The sequence below is a fragment of the Noviherbaspirillum malthae genome, assembly GCF_015352985.1.
Classification (GTDB): Bacteria; Pseudomonadota; Gammaproteobacteria; order Burkholderiales; family Burkholderiaceae_D; genus Noviherbaspirillum; species Noviherbaspirillum malthae.
This window is the reverse complement of the sequence record NZ_JACYXF010000008.1, coordinates 39,755-55,285: the sequence shown is the minus strand read 5'-3', so window position 1 is coordinate 55,285 and position 15,531 is coordinate 39,755. Positions and strand designations below refer to the sequence as shown.

14 protein-coding genes and 2 tRNA genes are annotated in these 15,531 nt (G+C 59.5%); 5 read left to right on the top strand and 11 right to left on the bottom strand.

The annotated features are described in order from the left end of the window. The first annotated feature begins 119 nt into the window (after positions 1-119). Positions 120-959, top strand: a complete 840-nt coding sequence (locus tag IGW03_RS13250; RefSeq protein WP_194723044.1) for a phytanoyl-CoA dioxygenase family protein — start codon at positions 120-122, stop codon at positions 957-959. 237 nt (positions 960-1,196) lie between these two features. On the opposite strand, the gene IGW03_RS13245 is transcribed toward IGW03_RS13250, so the two are convergent. The 6 genes from IGW03_RS13245 to cysS form a co-directional block, all read right to left on the bottom strand. Continuing rightward, positions 1,197-1,290: transfer RNA gene (locus tag IGW03_RS13245), tRNA-Ser, on the bottom strand. A 97-nt stretch (positions 1,291-1,387) separates the two neighbouring features. Beyond that, the gene (locus tag IGW03_RS13240) at positions 1,388-2,638 is read right to left on the bottom strand and encodes an aspartate kinase (protein WP_194723043.1); all 1,251 of its coding nucleotides are present in this window, start codon (positions 2,636-2,638) and stop codon (positions 1,388-1,390) included. 162 nt (positions 2,639-2,800) lie between these two features. Next, the gene (gene tilS, locus IGW03_RS13235) at positions 2,801-4,228 is read right to left on the bottom strand and encodes a tRNA lysidine(34) synthetase TilS (protein WP_194723042.1); all 1,428 of its coding nucleotides are present in this window, start codon (positions 4,226-4,228) and stop codon (positions 2,801-2,803) included. A gap of 2 nt (positions 4,229-4,230) precedes the next feature. Beyond that, the gene (locus IGW03_RS13230) at positions 4,231-5,205 is read right to left on the bottom strand and encodes an acetyl-CoA carboxylase carboxyltransferase subunit alpha (protein WP_194723041.1); all 975 of its coding nucleotides are present in this window, start codon (positions 5,203-5,205) and stop codon (positions 4,231-4,233) included. An 82-nt stretch (positions 5,206-5,287) separates the two neighbouring features. Next, a complete protein-coding gene (locus tag IGW03_RS13225) occupies positions 5,288-5,935 on the bottom strand; it encodes a DNA-3-methyladenine glycosylase family protein (RefSeq protein WP_194723040.1) in 648 nt (215 codons plus the stop codon). A gap of 5 nt (positions 5,936-5,940) precedes the next feature. Next, positions 5,941-7,338, bottom strand: a complete 1,398-nt coding sequence (gene cysS / locus IGW03_RS13220; protein ID WP_194723039.1) for a cysteine--tRNA ligase — start codon at positions 7,336-7,338, stop codon at positions 5,941-5,943. A 259-nt stretch (positions 7,339-7,597) separates the two neighbouring features. On the opposite strand from cysS, the gene IGW03_RS13215 reads away from it, so the two are divergent. Genes IGW03_RS13215 through IGW03_RS13205 form a run of 3 tightly spaced genes read left to right on the top strand, consistent with a single transcriptional unit; the run spans position 7,598 to position 9,518 of the window. Then, positions 7,598-8,176 carry a peptidylprolyl isomerase gene (locus IGW03_RS13215; RefSeq protein WP_194723038.1) on the top strand — a complete coding sequence of 193 codons (579 nt, stop codon included), beginning with the start codon at positions 7,598-7,600 and terminating at the stop codon, positions 8,174-8,176. A 21-nt stretch (positions 8,177-8,197) separates the two neighbouring features. Beyond that, on the top strand, positions 8,198-8,686 hold the full coding sequence (locus IGW03_RS13210) for a peptidylprolyl isomerase (RefSeq protein ID WP_194723037.1): 489 nt from the start codon (positions 8,198-8,200) through the stop codon (positions 8,684-8,686). A 43-nt stretch (positions 8,687-8,729) separates the two neighbouring features. Next, positions 8,730-9,518 (top strand): UDP-2,3-diacylglucosamine diphosphatase, encoded by a 789-nt coding sequence (locus IGW03_RS13205; protein ID WP_194723156.1) that lies wholly within the window; start codon positions 8,730-8,732, stop codon positions 9,516-9,518. Positions 9,519-9,645: 127 nt separating this feature from the next. Here the strand turns inward: IGW03_RS13205 and IGW03_RS13200 are convergent, their stop codons facing one another. The 4 genes from IGW03_RS13200 to rnr all read right to left on the bottom strand — a co-directional run bounded on the left by IGW03_RS13200 (position 9,646) and on the right by rnr (position 14,423). Beyond that, positions 9,646-10,320 (bottom strand): YceH family protein, encoded by a 675-nt coding sequence (locus tag IGW03_RS13200; RefSeq protein WP_194723155.1) that lies wholly within the window; start codon positions 10,318-10,320, stop codon positions 9,646-9,648. Positions 10,321-10,351: 31 nt separating this feature from the next. After that, positions 10,352-11,104, bottom strand: coding sequence for a serine O-acetyltransferase (gene cysE, locus IGW03_RS13195; protein ID WP_194723036.1), 753 nt, complete (start codon positions 11,102-11,104; stop codon positions 10,352-10,354). A 137-nt stretch (positions 11,105-11,241) separates the two neighbouring features. Beyond that, positions 11,242-11,982 carry a 23S rRNA (guanosine(2251)-2'-O)-methyltransferase RlmB gene (gene rlmB / locus IGW03_RS13190; protein ID WP_194723035.1) on the bottom strand — a complete coding sequence of 247 codons (741 nt, stop codon included), beginning with the start codon at positions 11,980-11,982 and terminating at the stop codon, positions 11,242-11,244. Between the two features lie 2 nt (positions 11,983-11,984). Beyond that, positions 11,985-14,423 (bottom strand): ribonuclease R, encoded by a 2,439-nt coding sequence (gene rnr / locus IGW03_RS13185; protein ID WP_194723034.1) that lies wholly within the window; start codon positions 14,421-14,423, stop codon positions 11,985-11,987. A 161-nt stretch (positions 14,424-14,584) separates the two neighbouring features. Between rnr and IGW03_RS13180 the strand changes: the two genes are divergently transcribed. Then, a tRNA-Leu gene (locus tag IGW03_RS13180) sits at positions 14,585-14,671 on the top strand. A gap of 303 nt (positions 14,672-14,974) precedes the next feature. Here IGW03_RS13180 and IGW03_RS13175 read toward each other — a convergent pair. Further along, entirely contained in the window at positions 14,975-15,505 is a 531-nt protein-coding gene (locus IGW03_RS13175; RefSeq protein WP_194723033.1) for a phosphoribosyltransferase, read from the bottom strand. Positions 15,506-15,531: the final 26 nt, after the last annotated feature.

Sequence of the window (15,531 nt, the reverse complement as noted above, 5' to 3'; positions counted from 1 at the left end):
CCCGCCACTCTCCTGCAACGTCTTCAGCCAAACTGAAGGCTCCATTACAGAGATTACCCCGGCTCCGTCTTGCGGCTCACATTGCCCGGACGCGCCGCCCAGCCATTCAAGGAAGAGACATGAGCGCAGTACTGCAACCCCGATTTGATCATTTCGACACTTCCGATATCATGCGCGGCCTTTATGGTGACGGCATCATCGGCCTCAAGGGCGCATTCGAACGCAGCTGGGTGGAAAGCCTGAGGCAGGATATCGACATGTTGTTCCAGGAAGCGCTGCAGCGCCCGGGAGGCGCACTGGGACGCGGGCCGAACCGCTTCTATGTCGAAGTGCATCCGGAACGCATCCGCGGCTTTGCCGACCTCATCACGCATCCCTGGGTCGTTGCAGTCTGTACGGCGGTTCTCGGCCCGGAATACCGCATCGTCGAAGCAGGCTTCGATGTGCCGGGCCCGGGTGCTGCCAACCAGCCATGGCACCGCGACTTTCCGATGCCCGAGGCCACGCGCGTCGGCCGGCGCCTCAACTCGCTCGCCTTCAACATCACCACCGTCGATGTCGAAGAGGACATGGGGCCGTTCGAGATTGCGCCCGGCACACAGTGGGATGTCTTCGAAGGCTGCGAAAAAGGCATGTTCCCGCCTCCATCGCATTACCACCGCTACGAGGCACGCGCACAGCGCAAGTACCCGAAGATGGGAGACATTTCAGCACGCTCCGCACTGACGATACACCGCGGCACCGCCAACCGTTCCAACAAGTCGCGTCCGGTGTTCGTGCTCGGCGTCGACGCGCCTGATGCAACGAATTCAAAGCACCACGACATGCAGTTCACCCGCCGCTATTACGACGCCTTGCCGCAGGAAGCCAAGGCGCACCTGACCTGCCGCATTGTCGATGAACTCGAGCATGTCGTTCAGGCGCATACGATTGAAGGATTGATCAAGGGCGTGGAATGACACTTTCCGTACCCGCTGCAGTGCGGCGGCGCCGGATCGGGACGCATTGATTGCGCGCTCTCACCCGGCCAAAGAATGCCCCTAACGTGCATTTAGAATCCTTGGCGGATATGGAAGGGATTGCACCCGCAGGCCGCGGCTGGGCGTGCAGACCCAGCCCTTCGAATCCCGATCGCGCGCAGTGCGCGCTCCCGCACCGCCAAAAAAAATGCCCCTTGCGGGGCATTTTTAAATCTTTGGCGGAGACGGAGGGATTCGAACCCTCGATACAGGTTTAAGCCCATATGCTTCCTTAGCAGGGAAGTGCCTTCGACCTCTCGGCCACGTCTCCACACATGAAGCCCGCTTGCGCTTGCTTCACTGAAGTCCCGCATGATAGCTGCTCAAGCGGGATTGGTCAATGGAACAATGCAATCAGTCGAGATGGATCAAGCTTTTTCCAGATCGAACGCCTTGTGCAGTGCGCGCACGGCCAGTTCCATGTACTTCTCGTCGATCAAAACGGAAATCTTGATTTCCGATGTCGAGATCATCTGGATGTTGATGCCCTCTTCCGACAGGGTGCGGAACATCTGCGAAGCAATGCCGACATGGCTGCGCATGCCGACGCCGACCACGGAGACCTTGGACACTTTGGTATCGCCGACGATGTTGCCTGCGCCGATGTGCTCGCGCACGCTCTTGTTGAGCACGTCCATCGCCTTCGCGTATTCGCCGCGCGCCACGGTGAACGTGAAGTCCGTCTTGCCTTCGACCGACTGGTTCTGGATGATCATGTCGACTTCGACATTGGCGTCCGCCACCGGGCCGAGGATCTGGTAGGCAATGCCCGGCTTGTCCGGCACGCCCAGCACGGTGATCTTTGCTTCATCGCGGTTGAACGCGATACCGGAAATAACGGCTTGTTCCATGTGTGTATCTTCCTCAAACGAAATCAGGGTGCCGGAATTGGCTTCCTCTTCCAGCGGCATGAGCGGATCGGTCAGCGACGACAGCACGCGCGTCGGGACCTTGTAGTTGCCGGCAAACTCCACCGAGCGGATCTGCAGCACCTTCGAGCCGAGCGAGGCCAGCTCGAGCATCTCTTCGAAAGTCACGGTCTTGAGACGGCGCGCTTCGGAAACGACGCGCGGATCGGTGGTGTAGACGCCGTCGACGTCGGTATAGATCAGGCATTCCTGAGCCTTCAGCGCGGCTGCAACCGCCACTGCGGAGGTATCGGAACCGCCGCGGCCGAGGGTCGTGATATTGCCGCCGTTATCCACGCCCTGGAAGCCGGTGATGATGACGATCTTTCCTTCGCCGAGATCCTTACGCACGCGCTGGTCATCGATGGACTGGATGCGGGCCTTGGTGAATGCGGAATCGGTCTTGACGGGAACCTGCCAGCCGGCATAGGAGACGGCCTGCTTGCCGATGGTCTGCAGCGCCATGGACAGCAATGCCACCGAAACCTGCTCGCCGGTGGAAGCCAGCATGTCGAGCTCGCGCGGATCCGGCTGCGGCATGATTTCCTTCGCAAGCCCGATCAGACGGTTGGTTTCGCCGGACATTGCTGACGGCACCACAACGATTTGATGACCTGCGTCGTGCCATTTGGCGACGCGCTTGGCGACATTCTTGATGCGCTCGGTCGAGCCCATGGAAGTGCCGCCATATTTGTGGACGATTAAAGCCATAAGGTGGGAGAGATACGCTGAACGAAGAAAAAGAAATTTTTGATAAAAATCAACCCTTTACTTTACCCTCTGCTCGCTTCAAAGGCAAGACCGCGCCGTAGAAATAACGTTAATGAAATGAAAAAACCATTGAAAATCCGGTCGAAGTGATGTGCGTGACGCTTAAACCTGGTCAGGCACCCAGCGCAGCGCAATACCGTCGCCAGATTCGCTATGCGGCCCTTGCCAGTGCATGCCGATGCCGGCGACGTACAGCATGCGGTCTTCTACAGTCACGATAGGCAGTCTCTCACGCTCCCAATGCGGTATGCCGAGCGCCTGGTAGTGCTGCTTGAGCGAGCGTGTCGGGCGGTTGCCGGCCAGCTTGAGCTTGTCGCCCGCGCGGCGAAAGCGCAACTGCAGCGCCTGTTGGCGCAGCCATGCCGGATCAAGTCCGCGGTGTGTTCGCTCGAAGTGCAGCGTGCCGTGAAAGCGGTCGAACCTGTGATGATCTTCCCCGTTCCAGCGGAAATCGATGGCGGGCATTTGCAGATCGCGGTCGTCGAAACGGCGCGTGAGAACGATGCGGTCGCGATGGCGATGGATTTCGCCATCCGCATGCGTGACCCGGATGCGGGCGTCATCCTTGGCATTGAACAGCTGGATGCGCATTTCATCGAGCCAGGCAGACGCAGGCATGCGCAGGCCCTGTGATGCGAACCAGTAGCGCAGCAGGTTGTTGCACCGGTCCTCGCTCAAGCTTCGCAGGGAGGACAAGCGCAAGGATTCACCATCACGGCAGTGTTCCAGATCTTGCACGGCAACCTCGTCGAGGATGCGCTGCGCCGCGCGGGCGTGAGACGCGGACCGCGCAATGCGTTCCTGGTAACCGCTGAAATGCTTTGCCACTGTCGGCATCACACGGTGCCTCAGCGCATTGCGCGCATAACGAGGATCCGCATTCGATTCGTCGTCGACATGACTGACGGCGTGCGCTGCAGCGAACTCTTCAAGAGCTGCGCGTGTCATGCCGAGCAGGGGACGGCCCACGACGAGGCGCGCATTGCCGAGCAGTCCAGGCGCCCTGTTTGCCTCCTCCATTCCGGACAAGCCGGCGACGCCGGATCCCCTGAACAGCTGGAGCAGCACGGTTTCCGCCTGGTCGTCGAGGTGGTGCGCCGTGAGCAGAAGCGGTATGGAGTGGAACTGGCAAAGCTCGCCGAGCGCCGCATAACGCGCTGTCCGCGCGGCCTGTTCGACACCCTGCCCGCGCATGCCGTCCAGCGTAACACGGCGGGCTTCAAACGGGACACCAAGCCGAGTGCATTGCTGATCGCAATGCCGGAGCCACTCATCAGCGTTCGGACTCAGTCCATGGTGAACATGAAAGGCATGCAGTTGCAGGCCGCGGCTTGCGGCATATGCGTGCGCAAGATGCAGTAGCACCGCGGAGTCCAAACCGCCGCTGTAGGCAATAGCAACAGACATCGCCGGCGCATTGCCGCTTTCTTCCGAAGCCCATGCGGAAACGCGCGCCCGGATCGCTCCGAGCGCGCGTTCGAATTCCGCGTTGAGACCGGCTTCAGGCGACGCGGACTGCTTGTCTGGCACGGTTATTCAGGCGAAGAGATTTCCTTGAAGCGGCCATAGCTCATGAGCTTTTCATGGCGCGCGGCCAGCAGGTCCTTCGTCTTCATGCCCTGGAACTGGCGCAGGGAATCGGCCAGCGCACGCTTGAGCATCACCGCCATCTGCTTCGGATCGCGGTGTGCGCCACCCAGGGGTTCATTGACGATCTTGTCGATCAGGTTCATCGCCTTGAGGCGATGAGCAGTCAGGCCGAGGGCATCCGCTGCATCGGCGGCGCGTTCGGAAGTCTTCCACAGGATCGATGCGCAGCCTTCCGGGGAGATGACCGAATAAGTTGCATACTGCAGCATCAGCACGGCGTCACCTACTGCAATGGCAAGTGCGCCGCCCGAGCCGCCTTCACCGATGATGGTGGCGATCAGAGGCACCTTCAGTTCGGCCATCACATACAGGTTATGGCCGATCGCTTCGGATTGTCCGCGCTCTTCCGCATCGATGCCGGGAAACGCGCCCGGCGTATCGACGAAGGTGAAGATGGGCAGATTGAATTTTTCGGCCAGCTTCATCAGGCGCATCGCCTTGCGGTAGCCTTCCGGCTTGGGCATGCCGAAATTGCGCATCGCGCGTTCCTTGGTGTCGCGCCCCTTCTGATGACCGATCACCATGCAGGCCTGGCCGTTGAAGCGGGCAAGTCCGCCGACGATGGAGAGGTCGTCCGCATAGCTGCGGTCGCCATGGAGTTCGTGGAAATCGGTGAAGATCTCCTTCACGTAATCCATCGTATAGGGACGCTGCGGATGACGCGCGATCTGCGATACCTGCCAGGGCGTCAGCTTGGCATAGATGTCCTTGGTGAGCTGCTGGCTTTTCTTGGACAGGCGGTCGATCTCTTCCGAAATGTCCACGGCCGAGTCGTCCTGCACGAAACGCAGTTCTTCGATTTTTCCTTCGAGTTCGGCAATGGGCTGCTCAAATCCAAGAAACGTTGTTTTGCTCATCGTGCCTCCTTATATCAACACGAGGTGAATATGTCATGCCGCCATGCCAGATCGCGGCAAATTCCGTTATTGGCCGTAGGGACTAGTAGACGACCGGCGCGGCGTCCAGGCTGCGCCACAGGTACCAGGTCGCCACGGTGCGCCACGGCTCCCAATTGGCGGCCACTTCGCGCACGTCGCTGCGGGTCACCGGCTCGCCGGAGAAATAGTTGATGCTGATTCCTTTCAGCAAGCCTGCATCATCCAGCGGCAAAATATTGGGCCGGAGCAAATTAAATATCAAAAACATCTCCGCTGTCCAGCGTCCGATTCCTCGGATCTGTATCAGTTCCGAGATGACTTCCTCGTCCTCCATGTCGGACCACTTGTCCGCATGGACGCGTTTGGCCTTGAAATGCTCGGCGAGATCGAGCACGTATTCCGCCTTGCGCTTGGACAATCCGCAGGCGGCCAGCTTTTCCGGCCCTGCCTTGATGACTTGGGCCGGCGTGCATTTCGGACATTCTTCCAGGAAGCGCTGCCATACCGCTTCGGCCGCCTTGACCGAAATCTGCTGGCTGACGATGGACCGCGCGAGCGTATTGAACGCCTCGCTGCGGCCGATCAGATGCATGTCGCCGAACTGGGGAATGAGCTTGCGCATGATGCGGTCGCGCTTCATCAGCTCTTCCTTGGCATCATGCCAGTAGACGGGCACGCCGCGGCCTGCCGCCTGCAAAGATGTTGCCATGCTGCTCAAGCCCTTCGCCACTCGGTGATGCCGCCGGGTTTGTCCTCGAGAACGATGCCAGCTGCCAGCAGCTCGGCGCGTATACGGTCTGCATCGGCAAAATTCTTCGCTTTCTTTGCGGCTGCGCGCGCTGCGATCTGCTCCGCAATCTGATCTTCGGAGAGTGCATCCTCGCCGCCGGATGCCGGTGCCGCCTGCAGGAACTCCTGCGGCGAACGCTGCAGCAGGGCCACGATGCCGGCCAGCGCCTTGAGCTGGCGCGCCAGCGCCGCGGAATGCGTCTTGTTGACTTCGTTGGCAAGATCGAACAGCACGGAAATTGCGATCGGCGTATTGAAGTCGTCGTTCATCGCTTCGGCGAAGCGCTTGGCATGCGCCTCGTCGCGGTCGAGCGGCAATCCGTCGCCCGGCACGTCCTTGAGGGCTGTGTATAGCCTCGTCAGGGCATGCCTTGCATCGTCGAGATGCGCATCGGAATAGTTGAGCGGACTGCGGTAATGGGCACGCAGGATGAAGAAGCGCACGACTTCGGCGTCATACTTCTTCAGCACATCCCTGATGGTGAAGAAGTTGCCGAGCGATTTCGACATCTTTTCATTGTCGACGCGGATGAAGCCGTTATGCATCCAGTAATTGACGAAGGCATGCTGGTGCGCGCCTTCGGACTGGGCGATCTCGTTTTCATGATGAGGAAACTGCAGGTCTTCGCCGCCGCCGTGAATGTCGAACTGCTCGCCCAGAAGCTCGTTGCTCATGGCGGAGCATTCGATATGCCAGCCCGGCCTGCCCTTGCCCCATTTCGAATCCCATTTCACTTCCTCGGGCTCGGTTTCCTTCGAGGCTTTCCAGAGCACGAAGTCGAGCGGATCGCGCTTGCCGGTGTTGAGCTCGACGCGCTCGCCCGCCCGCAGATCGTCGAGCGACTTGCCGGAGAGTTTTCCGTAGCCGGCGAAATCGCGCACCGAATAATTGACGTCGCCGTCCGATGCCTTGTAGGCAAGGCCGCGCGCTTCCAGCTTGTCGATCAGGCCGAGCATCTGCGGGACGTAAGCGGTCGCACGAGGTTCATGATCCGGCTTCTGGACGCCGAGCGCCGCTGCGTCTTCATCCATTGCCTGGATGAAGCGCGACGTCAGCTGTGAAATGGTTTCCTTGTTTTCGACTGCGCGCTTGATGATCTTGTCATCGATGTCGGTGATGTTGCGCACATAGGTGACTGCATAACCCGATGCACGCAGCCAGCGCTGCACCATGTCGAACACGACCATGACCCGCGCATGTCCGAGATGGCAGTAATCGTAGACGGTCATGCCGCAAACGTACATGCGCACCTTGCCGTCCTGCATCGGGACGAAGGTCTGCTTGTCGCGTGCGAGCGTGTTGTAGATCTTGAGTGCGGTCATGAGCGGTTTTCCGTTTCGGCTGCAGAGTGGCTGGTGTGGCGACTGGCTCGCCTGCGCATGTCGTCGCGCTCTGGCGCAAATGACAACATGCAACAGCGCTGCCGAAACCCTTCTTCGATGCTTATTTTGATAAAATGCACAGTTTCGCCGCAGTATAACATTGATGCCCTGCCGCTCCGCGTGCCTCCCGGCCGGCAAGGGTCATGGAAGATACACAATCGGAATTTTCCTGTAAAGAGAAAAGAGAAGGAAACCAGCAATGTCTTCGTCACGCCGAACTTTCATCCGATTGCTTGCCGCCCTGTCCATCGCCGGCGCATCGCATGCTGCCCTCGCGGCCGACAATCCGCAGGTTGCGCTGAAAACCAGCATGGGCAGCATCGTGGTGGAACTCTATCCCGAGAAAGCTCCCAAATCCGTCGCCAACTTTCTTGACTATGTGAAAAGCGGCCATTACAACGGAACGATCTTCCATCGCGTCATCGACGGCTTCATGATCCAGGGCGGCGGTTTCGACAAGTCGATGTCGCAGAAGCCCACCAAGGCGCCCGTCGAAAACGAAGCAAAGAACGGCCTGAAGAACGAGCCTTACACCCTCGCCATGGCGCGTACCTCGGATCCGCATTCGGCCACCGCACAGTTCTTCATCAACGTCAACAACAACGCCTTCCTCGACTATCCGAGCCGCGACGGCTGGGGTTATGCCGTCTTCGGCAAGGTCGTCAAGGGCACGGAAGTCGTCGACAAGATCAAGACGGTCGACGTCACCAGCAACGGCATGCATGCGAACGTTCCGGCCAAGGCGGTTGTCATCGAATCTGCATCCATCGTCAAATAAACCACTTCATAAAGGAATATCATGGCTGTCCTTCTCACCACCAATCACGGCAAGATCAAGATCGAACTCGACGCTGCGAAGGCACCGAAGACCGTTGAGAACTTCCTCGCCTATGTGCGTTCCGGTCATTACAACGGCACGGTCTTCCATCGCGTCATCGACGGTTTCATGATCCAGGGCGGCGGCTTCGAACCGGGCATGAAGCAGAAGCCGACCAATGAGCCGATCGAGAACGAAGCAAAGAACGGCCTGAAGAACGAGCCCTATACGCTCGCCATGGCACGCACCTCCGCCCCGCATTCGGCTTCCGCGCAATTCTTCATCAATGTGAAGAACAACAGCTTCCTCGACTATCCGGGCCAGGACGGCTGGGGCTACTGCGTCTTCGGCAAGGTCGTGGAAGGCACCGACGTGGTCGACAAGATCAAGGCGGTCAAGACGACCCGCACCGGCATGTTCGCCGACGTGCCCGTGGAAGACGTCGTGATCGAAAAGGCGGAAGAAGTCTAAGAGACACGTCGGAAATTTCCGGCACTGACCTGAAGCAATCATGATGACTTCATCAGCAAAAGCGCAATCGGCACCGGTTGCGCTTTTTGTTTCTGACATACATTTGCAGCCCGGGCTGCCGCGTACGACAGAGGCTTTCTTACAGTTCCTGCGCCAGGCAGCGCCGTGTGCCAGACAGCTGTTTCTGCTCGGTGACCTGTTCGAATACTGGGCCGGCGACGACGATCTCGAGACGCCTTACCTGCATGAGATCGCCGGCGCGCTGCGCACGGTCAGCGATGCCGGCGTCCAGCTCTTCTGGATAGCGGGAAACCGCGATTTCCTGGTAGGGCAAGGCTTTGCCGATGCGACCGGCACCCGACTCCTTCAGGAGCCCTATCTGACGAACATTGCTGGACATTCGCTGGTGCTGCTGCATGGCGATGCGCAGTGCACGGACGACCAGGGTTACATGCAGTTTCGCGCAATGGTGCGGCAAGAGCAGTGGCAGCGCCAATTCCTGGCCATGCCGCTTGCGCAGCGCAAGGCTGTCATCGACGGCATGCGCGCCGGCAGCAAGGATGCCCAGCAAGGCAAATCCTACGAGATCATGGATGTCAATCCCGGTGCCATTGATGCAGTCTTCGCCGGCACCGATGCGAGGGTGATGATCCATGGCCACACGCACCGCCCTGCAGTGCATGAACACGATGTGAATGGCATTGCGAGGACAAGATACGTTCTGCCCGATTGGGACTGCGATGCCGGAACGCCGCGCGGAGGATGGCTGGCAATCGCGGAAGACGGAACGATCGAATGCTTCGGCCTGGAGGGATTGCAGGCCAGTTCATGACGAGCAGCGTGCTGCCCGATCTGTTCTGATTCATGCGGATTGCAACGTGGATGGATACTCGCCCGTCCACGCTCAAGCCTGTACGAAAGTCACACGTGCACCATGCGATGCACTGACGCGCTCTCGCCTAATCGAACTGCTTCCGGAATTCCTGGAATTGCGCAGTCAGGCTTTCCACCTGGCTGCGCAGCTGCGCGACCTCATTCTCCAGCTGCGAGATCCTGTCCTGCCTCGGCGTTTCCACTTGGGCCGAGAAACTGGCTGCCGACTCGTGGCGGGCCAGCACTTCCTCTCCCGAGAGCAGGTGCGCGTAACGCCCTTCCTTGGTGCCCGGCGCGCGGGCAAGCTTGGCCACTACCGGCGGATATTTGTCGATCAGGAACTGCAATGCCGTTTCCACGTCGGGAACGCTGGCAAATTCATGCAGGCGACCGGTACGCACGCGGATCTCTCCCGCCGTCTGCACGCCGCGCAACATCAGGATGGTCAGCACCGCCAGCTTGTCCTGCTCAAGGGACCATTTCATGCGCATGCGATGCTCGTACTTGGCGACGCGCCCGCCGGCCTGCCGGACTTCGGAAACCAGCTTTTTCTGCATCAATCGCTGCAGCACATCCATCACGGTGTCTTCGGAAATCGACATGACCGGATCGCGGCTCGACAATTGATTGCAGCCGTTCGTCAACGCATTCAAGGACAGTGGATAATTGTCCGGCGTCAGCGCTTCCTTCTCGGCAAGCACCGAGAGCACGCGTATTTCGTAGGGATCGAGCAGTTCTCCGCCATCCCGCTGCGGCTGCATGTTTTCGATGTTGTCACTCACGGCTTCGCCTTCATTCAACTAATTTATTCAATTGGGCAGGATCGATGCGGCCGGCCTCCGGCACCTGTCCGCAATCCACGCCGGCCTGCTTCAGCGCCGCAATCAGCGTCTGCATCTGCTGATCCTGGGAGGCAGCGTGATCGATCAGCCTGTGCAGCGCGGTCGCGAGCGGATCCTCGCCGCTGCTCAAGGTGACGCCATAGGCAGCAAACACGCGTGCGGTCGCCTCTTCCCTCTGCTTGCCTGCATCCTTTTGCACGATATGCGCCGGATTGCCGACCGCAGTCGCACCCTCGGGCACTTCCTTGACCACAACGGCGTTGGAACCGACCTTGGCGCCGTCGCCGACGGTGAAGCCGCCCAGCACTTTGGCGCCGGCACCGATGATGACGCCTCTGCCTAGCGTCGGATGACGCTTCGCACCCTTGCTGAGCGAGGTGCCGCCCAGAGTAACACCCTGGTAGATGGTGCAGTCGTCGCCGACTACTGCGGTTTCCCCGATGACCACGCCGAAACCATGGTCGATGAAAACCCGCCGCCCCATGGTTGCGCCCGGATGGATTTCAATTGCGGTGAACCACCGCGCCAGATGGGAGATGAAACGCCCGAGCCATTTCATGTCATGCCGCCAGCACCAGCTGGCCCAGCGATGCATGGCGATCGCATGCAAGCCGGGATAGCAGGTCAGCACCTCCCAGGAAGTGCGCGCGGCGGGATCGCGTTCAATGATGCTGGCAATGTCTTCGCGAAGGCGGTTGAACATGAAGCGAAAGAAATCGAAATGGCTCGGAATGAAGTTTTCATGCTGCCGGCGGCGGAAGGCACATGTGCAATAACCGCCGGCAGCGGAAAATAGCGCCTTGTATCAATTCCAAGCCATGCCATGGCTTGGAATTGATATCAGCCCTTCATCAGACGCTGGCGCCTTGCCTCATACAAGCAAACGCCGGAGGCGACGGATACGTTCAGGCTTTCCACTGCGCCCTGCATGGGAATGCTGACCAGGATGTCGCAGTTCTCGCGCGTCAGCCGCCGCATTCCCTCGCCTTCCGAACCCATGACCAGCGCGGTCGGCGCGACGAAGTCCGCTTCATACAAGCCTTTTTCCGCATCGTCCGTCGTGCCGATGACCCAGATCTCACGCTCTTTCAGCTCGCGCAGCGTCCGGGCGAGATTGGTCACCGTGATATAGGGCACGGTATCGGCGGCGCCGCTGGCTACCTTGGCGGCAGTGGCATTCAGGCCCACCGCGCGGTCCTTGGGTGCAATGACTGCGTGTGCGCCTGCGCCGTCAGCGACGCGCAGGCAGGCCCCGAGGTTGTGAGGATCGGTGATGCCGTCGAGAATCAGCAGCAGCGGCGGCCCTTCGATGGCATCCAGCAGTTCATCGAGATTGCGGGCCAGCGACAGTTCACCCGCCTTCGCCACCACGCCCTGATGGCGCCGCGTGCCGACCATGCCGTCGAGACGCTGGTCATCCGCCTGAATGATTCTGACCTTGGCATCTTCGGCTGCCCGCAGCAGATCCTGCATGCGCCGGTCATGGCGGCTGGCATCCACATAAATTTCTTCGATCGACGAAGCGTCGTGACGCAGCCTCGAGGTGACGGCGTGAAAGCCGAAAATCATCTTGCTTTTCATCTTTATCTTTTCTTCTTGCCCGTTTTTGCAGCTGTCCTGCTTGAACGTGCGGTCTTGCCGGCACTCGCCGTCTTTGAGGTTTTCCCTTTGGCTGTGCCGGCCGGTTTCGTCTTTTTCGCTGCCGGCTTGGATTTCGCGGCATTCTTCGGCGTTCTTTCCTTGCCGTGTTCCTGCTCGGCCCGGCGCGCCTCGTTCTTCAGCGTGGTGCGGATATCCGGTTCGTTTACGAGACGCAGATCGATCTTCCTTGCATCGAGGTCCACCCTGCTGACCTGCACGGTAACGCGGTCTGTCAGCTGATAGCGGATGCCGGTACGCTCTCCCCGCAACTCGTGACGTACCTCGTCATACTGGAAGTAGTCTGCGCCCAGTTCGGTGACGTGCACCAGGCCTTCGATGAACAAGGCATCGAGCTGCACGAAGATGCCGAAAGGCGTGACGCCCGAAATCGTGCCGGTAAATTCCTCGCCCAGCTTGTCGCGCACGAAATAGCATTTCAGCCATGCCTCGACATCCCTCGACGCCTCATCGGCGCGGCGCTCATTCGCTGAACAGTGAATGCCCAGTGCCTCCCAGACGGCCAGATCGCCTTCCTTCTTTTTCTTGCCGTTGGCCCTGTCCTCGGCTGCCATTCTGCGTGCCGCAGGCGACAGCATGGTGTTGAGCTCGCTGGTTTCGATGCCCTTGGGTTCGTAGCGCTTCCCTTGCAGGATGGCCTTGATCGCGCGGTGGGTCAGCAAGTCGGGATAACGCCGGATCGGGCTGGTGAAGTGCGCATAGGCTTCATACGCCAGGCCGAAGTGTCCGATATTGTCCGGACTGTAGACCGCCTGCTGCATCGAGCGCAGCAGCATGGTCTGCAGCAGCACGGCATCGGGGCGCAGCTTGATCTTGGGGATGAGTTCCGCATAGTCCGATGCAGCCGGCGTGTCGCCGCCGCCGAGATGCAGCCCCATCTGCTTGAGGAAGGTACGGACCTGGTTCAGCTTTTCCTTCGACGGACCGGCATGCACGCGATAGACGCCGGGATGCTTGTGACGCGCCAGCAGGTCGGCTGCGCACACATTGGCCGCGAGCATGCATTCCTCGATCACGCGATGTGCGTCATTGCGGGTGCGTGGAATGATCTTCTCGATCTTGCCGGCCGCATTGCAGACGATGTAGGTTTCGGTAGTCTCGAAATCGATCGCCCCCCTCGCTTGCCGGGCCTGCAGCAAGGCCTGGAACACTTCATAAAGATTGAGCAGATGCGGCACCAGTTCTTGCCGCTTCGCCGCCTCTGGTCCCCGGGTATTGGCCAGCACGGCGGCGACTTCGGTATAGGTCAGGCGTGCCGCCGAATGGATGACCGCCGGATAAAACTGATATGCCTTGATGTCGCCCTTGGCGGTAATTACCGCATCGCAGACCAGCGTCAATCGGTCCACTGCGGGATTAAGGGAGCAGAGCCCGTTCGACAGCTTCTCCGGCAGCATGGGAATCACGCGGCGCGGGAAATAGACCGAGGTGCTGCGCTCCAGCGCATCCTTGTCGAGCGCGTCGTTCGGCTTGACGTAATGGCTGACGTCAGCGATCGCCACCAGCAGGCGGAAGCCCTTGCTGCGGCCGATCTTGATCGGCTCGCAATACACCGCGTCGTCGAAATCGCGCGCATCCTCGCCGTCTATCGTGACCAAGGGCACGTCGCGCAGGTCCACGCGATCGCCGAGATCGGCGGCGCGTACTTCATTGGGCAATTTCGCCGCTAGTTTCTTCGCCGCTTCCGAGAATTCATGCGGCACGCCATACTTGCGTACCGCGATCTCGATCTCCATGCCGGGGTCGTCGATATCGCCGAGGACTTCGACTATCCTGCCGACCGGCTGGGTATAGCGGGAAGGCTGCTCGACCAGCTCCACGCTGACCACCTGCCCGGTCTTCGCCTGACCCGGCGTGCCATGCAGCAAAATATCCTGGCCGATGCGCTTGTCTTCCGGCGCGACCACCCAGACACCGTTCTCATTGAGGAGGCGGCCGATGACGTGGGTGTTGGCCCTCTCGATCACTTCAACGATCGTGCCCTCCGGACGTCCGCGCCGGTCGGTGCCGACGATACGGATCTGCACGCGGTCGCCATGCAATACCTTCTGCATTTCCTTCTCGGGCAGGAAGATATCGTCGCTGCCGTCGTCGGGTGCGAGGAAGCCATAGCCTTCCCGGTGACCGAGAACGCGCCCCTCGATGAAGTTGGGTTGATGCGCAAGCTGGTAGTGTCCGTTGCGGTTGGGCTTGATCTGCCCGTCACGTTCCATGGCATTCAGGCGCCGCGTCAGCCCTTCGATCTCTTCGGGCTTGACGTTGAGCGCCGCCGCAAGGGTTTGCAGGTCCTGCGGGCTCGATGCCGTGCGCAATATGCCGAGAATCTCCTCCCGGCTGGGAATGGTGTAGGAAAATTGGCTCAAATGGGTACTTCAGTTCATTGTTAGATTATTTAGAGAGTAAGTGTAACGGAGTCATCAGGTATTTACCTAACGCACTCGGGCTTCTTTGAAATCGCCAATCGGGAGTTTTGATCGTCGAATTGACATATTCCATTTTTCAGCTATACTTTCGGTCTTTCGCAGCCCAGATGGCGGAATTGGTAGACGCACTAGGTTCAGGTCCTAGCGGTGGCAACACTGTGGAGGTTCGAGTCCTCTTCTGGGCACCAGGTTGTTGAAAAAGGCTCGCATTCGCGGGCCTTTTTCTTTTCAACCCTTCCAAGGCACATTCGCTGCCGCTTCATCCCGTTCAATTCATCTGCCCTTTCACTGTCTGCTTCACAGCCAGGCTTCGCCTGCATTCATCTACTCGTTACCAAGCGTTCGAACGCAGAACCGAAAAGCAAAGTTGAAAACAAAAGCCCGTTGGCATTGCAACGGGCTTTGGCTTCCTGCTAGGTGATTTCCTGCCCTGTTACACTCTGCGATTGCGTTTTTGAGTGTGAATCAGGTACCAAGTTCGCTCCGGCCTGTCAGGCGGTCTCGCCCTTTTTCAGCCACGCAGCCAGCTGGTGGGGCCGCAAGCTGTCGTACTCTTCAAAGGGCTGGTGAATCCAGGGATTATTCGGCAAATACTGCAGGTAGTAATCCGGCCGCACCGAGGAGCAGGCCTTGCACCAGATAACCGCCGACCTGACTTCGCTGACGGCCGGGAAATTTTCCCGCAGGTGGTGCTGCACGCGCTCCAGGGTCACGCCGGAATCGACCAGATCGTCCAGCAGGAGCACTTTGCCCGACAGGCTTCCCCTTGTCATCGTGATGTGCTTCGCTATATCCAGGTTGCCCTGGACCTTTCCTGCCTCTTCGCGGTAAGAACTCGTCGACAGAATGGCCAGCGGCACATCGAAGATACGTGAAAACACATCACCAGGGCGCAGGCCGCCGCGGGCCAGGCACAGCACCTGATCGAATTGCCACCCTGACTCATATACCATGCGCGCCAACTCGACAACGCCGCGGTTATAGTCTTCCCAGGAAACCCAAAGATCCTTTTCGCTCGACATAACGTCTTCTTTCTCGCTATCCAGGT

What these genes read in the sequence shown, in the direction of transcription:
- IGW03_RS13250 (WP_194723044.1), top strand. Translation starts at nt 120, where the DNA reads ATGAGCGCAGTACTGCAACCCCGATTTGATCATTTCGACACTTCCGAT.
- IGW03_RS13240 (WP_194723043.1), bottom strand. Translation starts at nt 2,638, where the DNA reads ATGGCTTTAATCGTCCACAAATATGGCGGCACTTCCATGGGCTCGACC.
- IGW03_RS13230 (WP_194723041.1), bottom strand. Translation starts at nt 5,205, where the DNA reads ATGAGCAAAACAACGTTTCTTGGATTTGAGCAGCCCATTGCCGAACTC.
- IGW03_RS13225 (WP_194723040.1), bottom strand. Translation starts at nt 5,935, where the DNA reads ATGGCAACATCTTTGCAGGCGGCAGGCCGCGGCGTGCCCGTCTACTGG.
- cysS (WP_194723039.1), bottom strand. Translation starts at nt 7,338, where the DNA reads ATGACCGCACTCAAGATCTACAACACGCTCGCACGCGACAAGCAGACC.
- IGW03_RS13215 (WP_194723038.1), top strand. Translation starts at nt 7,598, where the DNA reads ATGTCTTCGTCACGCCGAACTTTCATCCGATTGCTTGCCGCCCTGTCC.
- IGW03_RS13210 (WP_194723037.1), top strand. Translation starts at nt 8,198, where the DNA reads ATGGCTGTCCTTCTCACCACCAATCACGGCAAGATCAAGATCGAACTC.
- IGW03_RS13205 (WP_194723156.1), top strand. Translation starts at nt 8,730, where the DNA reads ATGACTTCATCAGCAAAAGCGCAATCGGCACCGGTTGCGCTTTTTGTT.
- IGW03_RS13200 (WP_194723155.1), bottom strand. Translation starts at nt 10,320, where the DNA reads ATGCAGCCGCAGCGGGATGGCGGAGAACTGCTCGATCCCTACGAAATA.
- cysE (WP_194723036.1), bottom strand. Translation starts at nt 11,104, where the DNA reads ATGTTCAACCGCCTTCGCGAAGACATTGCCAGCATCATTGAACGCGAT.
- rlmB (WP_194723035.1), bottom strand. Translation starts at nt 11,982, where the DNA reads ATGAAAAGCAAGATGATTTTCGGCTTTCACGCCGTCACCTCGAGGCTG.
- IGW03_RS13175 (WP_194723033.1), bottom strand. Translation starts at nt 15,505, where the DNA reads ATGTCGAGCGAAAAGGATCTTTGGGTTTCCTGGGAAGACTATAACCGC.